General features: G+C 62.0%; 7 protein-coding genes and 1 rRNA gene. All 8 read right to left on the bottom strand.

The annotated features are described in order from the left end of the window. Positions 1-35 precede the first annotated feature (35 nt). Positions 36-1,561: ribosomal RNA gene (locus tag ACPUD7_RS10460) — 16S ribosomal RNA — on the bottom strand. Between the two features lie 564 nt (positions 1,562-2,125). After that, a complete protein-coding gene (locus ACPUD7_RS10455) occupies positions 2,126-2,974 on the bottom strand; it encodes a sugar phosphate isomerase/epimerase family protein (RefSeq protein WP_425119849.1) in 849 nt (282 codons plus the stop codon). Then, on the bottom strand, positions 2,971-4,443 hold the full coding sequence (locus ACPUD7_RS10450) for a sugar porter family MFS transporter (protein WP_425119848.1): 1,473 nt from the start codon (positions 4,441-4,443) through the stop codon (positions 2,971-2,973). Before ACPUD7_RS10450 ends, ACPUD7_RS10455 begins: the two co-directional genes overlap by 4 nt. A gap of 68 nt (positions 4,444-4,511) precedes the next feature. Next, positions 4,512-5,525 (bottom strand): inositol 2-dehydrogenase, encoded by a 1,014-nt coding sequence (gene iolG / locus ACPUD7_RS10445; RefSeq protein ID WP_425119847.1) that lies wholly within the window; start codon positions 5,523-5,525, stop codon positions 4,512-4,514. Between the two features lie 70 nt (positions 5,526-5,595). Then, the gene (locus ACPUD7_RS10440) at positions 5,596-6,672 is read right to left on the bottom strand and encodes a Gfo/Idh/MocA family protein (RefSeq protein ID WP_425119846.1); all 1,077 of its coding nucleotides are present in this window, start codon (positions 6,670-6,672) and stop codon (positions 5,596-5,598) included. Then, a complete protein-coding gene (locus ACPUD7_RS10435) occupies positions 6,669-7,553 on the bottom strand; it encodes a sugar phosphate isomerase/epimerase family protein (protein ID WP_425119845.1) in 885 nt (294 codons plus the stop codon). The genes ACPUD7_RS10440 and ACPUD7_RS10435 overlap by 4 nt, the downstream gene beginning before the upstream one ends. Further along, on the bottom strand, positions 7,550-8,521 hold the full coding sequence (locus tag ACPUD7_RS10430) for an NAD(P)-dependent oxidoreductase (RefSeq protein ID WP_425119844.1): 972 nt from the start codon (positions 8,519-8,521) through the stop codon (positions 7,550-7,552). Before ACPUD7_RS10430 ends, ACPUD7_RS10435 begins: the two co-directional genes overlap by 4 nt. Beyond that, positions 8,514-9,764, bottom strand: a complete 1,251-nt coding sequence (locus ACPUD7_RS10425) for a Gfo/Idh/MocA family protein (protein ID WP_135542503.1) — start codon at positions 9,762-9,764, stop codon at positions 8,514-8,516. The genes ACPUD7_RS10430 and ACPUD7_RS10425 overlap by 8 nt, the downstream gene beginning before the upstream one ends. Positions 9,765-9,787: the final 23 nt, after the last annotated feature.

Below are 9,787 nucleotides of genomic sequence, written 5' to 3'. Positions count from 1 at the left end.
TCCTGACGGTGGGGATCTGAATGTGTGCTCCTTAGAAAGGAGGTGATCCAGCCGCACCTTCCGGTACGGCTACCTTGTTACGACTTAGTCCCAATTGCCAGTCCCACCTTAGACGGCCCCCTCCCCTAAGGGTTGGGCCACCGGCTTCGGGTGTTACCGACTTTCGTGACTTGACGGGCGGTGTGTACAAGGCCCGGGAACGTATTCACCGCAGCGTTGCTGATCTGCGATTACTAGCGACTCCGACTTCACGTAGTCGAATTGCAGACTACGATCCGAACTGAGACTGGCTTTAAGGGATTCGCTCACCCTCACGGGTTCGCCTCTCTCTGTACCAGCCATTGTAGCATGCGTGAAGCCCAAGACATAAAGGGCATGATGATTTGACGTCATCCCCACCTTCCTCCGAGTTGACCCCGGCAGTCTCCTATGAGTTCCCACCATCACGTGCTGGCAACATAGAACGAGGGTTGCGCTCGTTGCGGGACTTAACCCAACATCTCACGACACGAGCTGACGACAACCATGCACCACCTGTACACCAGCTCCAAAGAGAAGAACTGTTTCCAGAACGGTCCAGTGTATGTCAAGCCTTGGTAAGGTTCTTCGCGTTGCATCGAATTAATCCGCATGCTCCGCCGCTTGTGCGGGCCCCCGTCAATTCCTTTGAGTTTTAGCCTTGCGACCGTACTCCCCAGGCGGGGCACTTAATGCGTTAGCTACGGCGCGGAGAACGTGGAATGTCCCCCACACCTAGTGCCCAACGTTTACGGCATGGACTACCAGGGTATCTAATCCTGTTCGCTCCCCATGCTTTCGCTCCTCAGTGTCAGTTACAGCCCAGAGTCCCGCCTTCGCCACCGGTGTTCCTCCTGATATCTGCGCATTTCACCGCTACACCAGGAATTCCAGACTCCCCTACTGCACTCTAGTCAGCCCGTACCCACTGCCCGCGCAACGTTAAGCGTTGCGTTTCCACAGCAGACGTGACCAACCACCTACGAGCTCTTTACGCCCAATAATTCCGGACAACGCTCGTACCCTACGTATTACCGCGGCTGCTGGCACGTAGTTAGCCGGTACTTCTTCTGCAGGTACCGTCACTTTCGCTTCTTCCCTGCTGAAAGCGGTTTACAACCCGAAGGCCGTCATCCCGCACGCTGCGTCGCTGCATCAGGGTTTCCCCCATTGTGCAATATTCCCCACTGCTGCCTCCCGTAGGAGTCTGGGCCGTGTCTCAGTCCCAGTGTGGCCGGTCGCCCTCTCAGGCCGGCTACCCGTCGTCGCCTTGGTAGGCCATTACCCCACCAACAAGCTGATAGGCCGCGAGCCCATCCCCGATCGAAAAACTTTCCACCATCCCACATGCGTGGAACGGTCATATCCGGTATTAGACCCAGTTTCCCAGGCTTATCCCGAAATCAGGGGCAGGTTACTCACGTGTTACTCACCCGTTCGCCACTCATCCACCAGGTGCAAGCACCCGGCTTCAGCGTTCGACTTGCATGTGTTAAGCACGCAGCCAGCGTTCGTCCTGAGCCAGGATCAAACTCTCCATAAAAAAATTATGTTGCGTATGAATCCCAGCAAGACAGCCAAACCAGTCACGGGGTGACCAGCCGGCTTCAAAAAAAACGATCAAACACCCCAACCGCCACCCCAGTGAACGATTCAACAAAGAACCACCCACCTCAAGGAGGCGAACCAGACTGTTCGACCGTGTGATTGTCTCACCAGAAAAATAATGTTTCTGGCATCACAACTTGTTCAAACAAACACGCTATTGGATTCTCAAACCACAAACACTCACCCATCACCACAACCCAACAAAAAGGGGCGTGTTCACTGGGGGCATCAGTTTCATTTATCGTCACCCACCCGATCCCCAACCACCGTGACAAACCGTGTTTGTCCTGGTCAGGCCCGGTGGAAACCCTGTCTTTCAGACTGTGTTTCCGGCGGGGCAACGAGATATAACTCTAGACCAGGCAAACCCGTCCACGCAAATCCAAACCCGCCATTCCCCACGTGACACCCACCACACGGACTGCCGGGGAACAGGCAGCCTTCCAGGAGCCCTGAAACAGCGGCGCTCCTGGAAGCTGGGCTTCGAGCATGGGCGCGTTCATGCGAATGCCGAGAGGGCACTGAGTCGTGCCGCGTCCAGAGCCTCGGACAGGCTCCGGCGGCGATGAGCCGCCGACAGGATCTCCACTCCCCACGGTCCCTCGTATCCGATGCTGCGCAGTGCCTGGATGAAGCCGGCGACGTCCTGGACTCCGTCTCCGATGAGCTCACGATTGTCGCGAGTGTCTTCGAAGAGCGATCCGACGACGTCTTCCTGGGCATCACAGAGTTCGACACCGAAGACCATGTCCGTGGTCAGACAGGCCCGCAGCTCGTCCAAAGAGGTGCCTGCCCGGAACACGTGCCAGTAGTCGACGATCAGACCGGCCGCCGGGTGGTCGACCTGGGAGATGAGTTCGGCTCCCTGCGGCATCGACGCGATCATGCCGAAGGGAAGAGGCTCGAGGGCGACCTTGGTCCCGTACGAGGCGGCTTCCTCTGCCAGGTCCCTGAGAGGGGCGACGAGAGGACGGACGTCTTTGAGAGCGGGGGCGCTGTCGGTGCCGATCTTGATGAAGGCGGCGTCGAGAGCCTGCGCGGCTTCGAGCAGTTCTTCCCAGTGTCCGCGCCAACCTTCGCTCGGGTGCTTCCACCATCCTGAGCACAGTTCGACTTCGACGTGCTGCAGGCCGGATCCGGTGATCTCGTCGGCAAGAGTGTCGTAGCCGATGGTGTCCCGGATGGCTCGCAGGTCATCGAGGACGAAGCCGAGCCCCATCCAGCCGGTCGCGGCGATCTGACGAACCCGCTCGATCGGATCCAGCGGGCTCCGCTCGCTGCTGCGCATCGGAGCCGCGTCGCCGGCGCTGGTCCAGCAGGTGGCTATCAGTTCCGGTTCGATCATCATTCGTCACGCAGCTTCTTCCATGCCCCGAAGCGGTATGCCAGGCCCGATTCGATGCCCTCTTCCATCTTCTCCAACGATATTCCCCGCGTCTCGGGAACCTGAGTCGCAATGAAGATCAAGGCGAGTACTCCGACTGCGGCGAAGAGGAAGAAGACACCGGAGATCCCGATCCCTGCCACCAGCGATGGGAACACGAGAGCGATGGCACCATTCATGCCCCAACCGAACAGCTGCGAGATTCCGATGCCCACACCGCGCATCGGCAGCGGGAACACCTCCGCCAGCCAGACCCACACAGCGACATTGAGGAAGGACTGCATCGAGGCGACGAATCCGACGATGAGGGCGAGGATCACCCATGCGCGCAGCGGGTTGTCCTCGGACATGAACTTGGAGCACAGACCGATGAGCAGGTGGAAGGTCGTCGTCAGGGACAGACCGGTGATGAAGGTCGTGCGTCGGTCGACACGGTCCATCATGTAGAGGGCGAAGAGTCCGCCCAACACAGCGACGACACCGGGAGCGATGTTCGCGATGAGTGCGGCGTTGGCGGCGAACCCTGACTGGATGAGGACGATCTGCCCGTAGTACATGATCGAGTTGATTCCGGTGAGCTGCTGACAGACCGCCACGCCCATGCCGACAAGCACGATCCGGATCAGCCATTTGTTGAACACGAACTTCCGGTAGCCGACTCGACGATCTCCGGTTGAGGCCTCCGCCACCTCTTCGACGGATCCCAGCTCCGCACGTGCCCTCTCTTCGGTGCGCACCGTCATCAGGACAGCGAGAGCCTCGTCGTGGCGGTTGTGTTCGACCAGCCACCTCGGCGATTCGGGCATCCGGAGCATGCCGATGAACAGGCAGACCGCGGGTATTGCGCAGATGGCGAACATGACCCGCCAGATCCCGTCGATATGTCCCCAGACGTTGCCGATGATGGCATTGACGACGAAGGCGGCAAGCTGTCCGCTGACGATCGCGACTTCGTTTCGTCCGCTGATGGATCCGCGGATCTCGTGTGGAGCGAGTTCGGACAGGTACACCGGGACGACGATGGAGGCACCGCCGACGGCCAGCCCGAGCATGATCCGACCGATGACCAGCACAGACACGTTCGGGGCGAAGACGGCAACCAGCGTGCCGAGGAAGAACAACATCGCCAGGACTATGATCGTTCGACGTCGTCCGACCATGTCGCAGATCTTGCCGCAGGACACGGCGCCGACAGCGGCAGCGAAGACGAGCGAACTCGTCACGACGCCTTCGCTGACTGCAGTCAGCCCGAGTTCTTCGGACATGGGGCGCAGCGCCCCGTTGATGACACCGGTGTCATAGCCGAACAGAAGCCCTCCGAAGCAGGCAACGATAGAGATGAGTCCTATCCGTTTGCGATGGGCTCCGGTCTTGGGCATCACCGGCAGTGCTGAGTCTTTGACGATTGGTGACTCTGTTGAATTGGCAACCACGATGGTCTCCTAACAAATATGCATCGTTGCACTCTGATATGCGTTGCCGCATTGGGTTGGGTTCAGGGTCAGGCGGTCAGATCGACCTGGACGACCCGTCCTTCTGCCGCGGATGTCTGGGCCGCATTGGCCAGGATCAGCGCTGCTCGGCCATCAGCGAAGGACGAGCAGCGTGACTCCTCTCCACGGACGAGCTGACAGAATTCGCGCAGCTCTTCGACGTAGGCGTCGGAGTATCGCTCGAGGAAGAAGTGCTGATAGGGCGAGGTGGTCTTCACCGCAGTCGCGTTCGAGTAGCTGACCAGACTCGTCCCCGCATTCCCGACTTCGAGCATGCCCTGGCCGCCGAAGATCTCGATCCTCTGGTCGTAGCCGATCGCGCTGTGCCGTGAGTTCGTGATGGAGATCTGGACCCCGGTCGAGGTCCTCATCGTCACCATCGCGGTGTCGAAGTCGGAAGTCTCCTTGGCTCCGTCGTCGAACAGCTGTGAGCCGGTCGCGAAGACCTCGACGATGTCAGGGGCGAAATAGCGTGCCATATCGAAGTCGTGAATCGTCTGGTCTCGGAACATGCCGCCGGTCGTCCGGAGGTTCTCGACGCTCGGTGGGGCGGGGTCGCGGCTGATGATCGACAGCTGCTCGAGATCTCCGACCTCACCGGCGATGAGGCGTTCTCGAGCGAGTGAGAAGTCACGGTCGAATCGGCGGTTGAAACCGACGGCGAAGGGAACGCCGGAATTCTCGACCAGTGGCGCCAGTTCGTCGACGCGGGCGATGTCGAGGTCGATCGGCTTCTCGCAGAGCACCGGGATGCCGGCTTCGATGGCCTTCTTGATGAGATCGGCGTGGGTCGACGTCGGTGAGGCGATGACCACTGCATCGAGCTCGCCCGAAGCGAAGGCTTCGTCGGGGTCGCCTGTTGCGCGGGCGCCGTTTTCCTCAGCGATCGCTTCGGCTCCGGCGACGTAGGGGTCGATCACCCAGGTCAGGGTGGTTTCGGGAAGTGCCGCGATGTTGACGGCATGGACTTTGCCGATGCGGCCGGTCCCGATGAGACCGATGCGCAGTTGTGCATTCGTCATTGAACTTCTCTCCTCGTTCGAAATTCGCGTTGAGTCAATGTGGGTTTGTGCGGTGTCGCGGCTTGAGCGCTCACGCGGTGATTTCGTCCAATCGGACGGGTCGGCCGCGCCGCACCGATTCCTCGGCTGCCAACGCCAATTTCGCTGCGACGATGCCGTCGGACGGCAGGGTCAGCGAGGTGGCATCGCCGTTGATGACGGCCAGGAAATGTCGGACTTCGCGTCTGAAGGCCGGTTCGAACCGTTCGATGAAGTCGGCGTATGTCGACTCCGGCGGGGCGACTCCCGGTTCGGTCGAGGTGACCGGCGAGTGTGAGTCGATGCCGGCTGCGAACGCCGCATCGCTGCCGTAGACGACGGTGTTGACATCCTGGCCGGAGGCGATGTTGCGGGCACCGCTGATGAGCGCCTGCACCCCCGATTCGAAGGTGATCACGGCTGTGGCCGTATCCAGGTCGCCGCTGTCCGCATAGGCCTGCTCGTCGAGCACCCCGCCCGAGGCGAAGATCGACACGGGTGCCTCACCCATGAGCCAGGGGATCGTGTCGAACTCGTGGATGAGCAGGTCGCGCCACACCCCTCCCGAGGTGGGGATGAATTCCGGATCGACATGGAAGTGATCATGTCCGGCCGAGTGGATGACTCGGATGGTTCCCATCTCACCGCTGTGGATCCGTTCTCTGAGGGTCTGAAACCCTTCGTCGTACCTGCGGTGGTAGGCGACCATGATGGGCACGTCGAGCGCTTCGAACTCCGCGGACAGGGCAGCGGTCTCTTCGAGCTTGAGTCCGATCGGCTTCTCGACGAGAACGGGGACGCCAGCGGTCAGTGCTGTCCGAGCGAGATCGGGGTGGGTGTGCGTCGAACTGGCGATGATGACACCGTCGAGTCCGTCGGTCCAGTCCTCGGTGAGCAGCACCGTGCTGATGACCGGGCTGTTGCCGGGACCTGCGGGGGCGTGAGCACCTCGAAGGTCCGGCCCCGCGTCCGGGGCCAGCTCCGACTGCAGCTGCGCTTTGGCGTCTTCGAGCTTGCCTGCGGTGCGGCCGATGAGCACGAGCTCGTCGACCCCGTCTTCCTGCGCGATGTTGCGAGCGTGCATCCGTCCGATCCGGCCGAGGCCGACGACGCCGATCCGTGTGCTCATCGGTTCTCCTCGATGATCTGCTTGAGATAGCTGAGGCTGGCGCGAGCCTGGTCGATCGGTCCGGAGCCGGGCGCCGGTTCGTCGGCGACGACGGTGTCCTGTTCGAGGGTGAACCAGCCGTCGAATCCGGCGCGGATGAGAGTGCCGACGATCGTGTCGATGTCGATGTCTCCCTGGCCGAGCGGCTGGTACATTCCGTCGACGACGGCATCGTAGTAGGTCTGTTCGCCGGCCTGGACACTGCGTGCACGGTCGAGCGCGACATCCTTGAGGTGTGCGTGGGAGATGCGTCCCGTGTGCTTCTGCACGAATTCGACCGGGTCCACTCCGCCGATGAACATGTGTCCGGTGTCGAAGCAGAAGTCGACGTCGGTGCCGTTGAGAATGTGGTCGACGTCGTCCTGGGTTTCGACCATGGTTCCCACATGCGAATGCAGGCTGACGGTGACTCCCTGGGCTTTTGCGGCTTCGAGGATGCGGTCGATGTTGCGGTAGACGGTCTTCCATCCGGCCTCGTCGAGTTCAGGCCGCTTGGCATCGTAGCCGTCGACGCCCGTTGCTGCTGCCAGGACGAGGGTATCCGCACCGGCTGCGGTGTAGGCTTCCAGTTCGCGCTCGATCCCAGGCAGCGGATCATGGTCGGGGTCGTGGATGATGGCCGGGTAGAACCCTCCGACGGCCTGCATCGAGTGCTTCTTCAGGGTTTCGGCCCTGCCTGCGGCGTCGTCGGGAAGGAACCCCTCGGGGCCGAATTCTGTAGCGTCGAAGCCGAGTTCCTGCATTTCGGTGAGGACCCGTTCGGGGCTCAGCTGGTATCCCCAGTCAGGGACTTCGCAGACTCCCCAGGAGATGGGGGCCGCGGCGATTTTGACGTTGCTCACCTTGGGTCTCCTTTGCTTGCGGCTGCAGGTGCAGCCGGCGAATCCACTTCGTTGACCGCTGCGCCCGGGCGCCCGCCCTTGAGGACGGCGTCCACGGCACGGGCGGCGGCGACGAAGGTGGCATGGCTGGCTTTTGCGCTGAGCCCCATCACATGAGGAGTCAGCACTGTGCGGGGGTGCTGGTACAGGGGGTGCGGCCGAGGCGGCTCGGATTCGAACGAGTCGAGTCCGACGCCCCCGAGTTTGCCGGACTCGAGTCCCGACAGAGCCGCGTCCTCGTCGACCAGTCCTCCGCGGCTGGTGTTGATGAGGATCGCTCCGTCCTTCATCAGATCGATTGTGCGGGCGTTGATCATGTGGTGGGTGCTCTCGAGGAGCGGCACGTGCAGAGTGACGATGTCCGATGCGCGCAGGATCTCGTCGACGGTGTCGACCCTATTGGCTTCGGGCACCTCGGCGACGGGGTCGTAGGCGAGGACGCTCATGCCGAAGGCCTCGGCGATCGCCTTCACCCGCCGACCGATGTTGCCGAATCCGATGATGCCCAGACTCGCTCCGTCGAGATCGCCGACCGGGACACTGGTGCGTTCCGTCCATCCCCCGGAGCGAACGATCTCCGTGAGCGGTGCCAGTGACTTCACGAGCTGAAGCATGTGAGCGAACGCGCCCTCGGCCACCGCAGTCGAGTTGACACCGGGGGTGATCGCCACGGGGATTCCACGTTCGGTGGCGGCTTCGACATCGACGTCGTCGACGCCGACGCCGGTGCGGGCGATGACCTTGAGATTGGGCATCGAATCGAGTTCTGCGGGGCCGACCTTGACGGCAGCGCGCACGATTGCGCCCTCGGCCTTCGCGTAGTCCTCAGCTCCGGGGCTCTCGACGAAGTCGACCCCGAGTCCGAGTTCTGCTTCGACGAGGTCCTTCGGTACCGGTCCGAGTCCGATGACGGTGGTCTTCTCAGGCATCGACAGTCTCTTTCCTGTTCGAGTCGTCCGTGGTCCGTGTCGATGCCGAGGTGCCCTCGACCTGTTCGACGGTCTGCCAGGACTCGGTGGCGATCGCGCGCTCACCCGCGTAGACGACGCGGTTGGCGGCGAGGGCGTCATGGACGTCGGCGTGGGTGGATTCCTCGCCGACATGGGCGAGCAGGAACTTCTTCGCTTCGATGACCTTGAGGTCGTCGTAGCCCATCGAAGTACCGGCGCCCGGCTGGAACTTCGAGAAGTCGCCGAAGTCCGGACCGGCCATCACACGGGTGAACCCGACATGAGGACCCTTGTGTCCGAGTGCCAGTTCGAGTTCGTTCATCCGTTCGAAGTTCCACCGCAGTGAGCCCTCGGTGCCGTAGACCTCGAGCGAGTACTCCGCGCGCGGCCCGACGCACACCCGTGAGGCTTCGAGCGAACCGACGGCGCCGGCTCCTTGAGCATCGGGGCCGAAGTGGACGAGCAGTCCGGCGTAGTCTTCATTCTCGACGGGTGCCATCTCTCCGCCCTCGACGACGTCGAAGTGGGTGCCGCTGCCCATCTGCTGCTTGGGGCGCTCGGTGTAGGCGGTGTTGGCCACGCCGGTGACCTTGTCGATCGGTCCGACGACGTAGTGAGCGAGGTCGGTCAGGTGTCCGAGCAGGTCTCCGAGGACACCGGAACCGGCGAGTCCGCGGATGAAACGCCAGGACAGAGCGCCGTTCGGCTCGGCCGAGTAGTCGGCGAAGAATGCGCCCCGCACGTTCGTGATGCGTCCGAGCTTGCCTTCGGCGATGATCTTCCTCGCGTATTCGATGGCCGGGGCGTTGCGGTAGTTGAAGCCGACAGCGGTGACGACTTCCGCGGCATCGGCCGCGTTGACCACGGATTCCGTCTCTTCGTCGGAGCGGCCGACGGGTTTCTCGATCCACAGTGATTTGCCGGCCTTGGCGACGGCGGTGCCGATCTCCTCATGAAGGAAGTTCGGTGCGCAGACGGAGACGACGTCGACGTCCGGGTGGTTGAGAACGTCGTTGTAGTCGCTGGTCGAATTCTCGTAGCCCAGCACGTCCTGGGCGAACTGGGCGCGCTCGTCGTTGGTGTCGGCGGCGATGACCAGGCGTGTTCTGATGCCGAGCTCGGGGTAGACGACGGGAACGTTGGAGTAGGCGCGGCTGTGGAGCTGCCCCATCCAGCCGACGCTGATGAGTCCGACTCCGATGGTCGTGGGGTTGTTGCTCATGGTGCTCCTTGAGTAGTCAATGG

Source organism: Brevibacterium sp. FAM 24630 (assembly GCF_049804075.1).
GTDB lineage: Bacteria > Actinomycetota > Actinomycetes > Actinomycetales > Brevibacteriaceae > Brevibacterium.
Note: the sequence above shows the minus strand (reverse complement) of the source record. Positions and strands in the feature narration are given on the sequence as shown.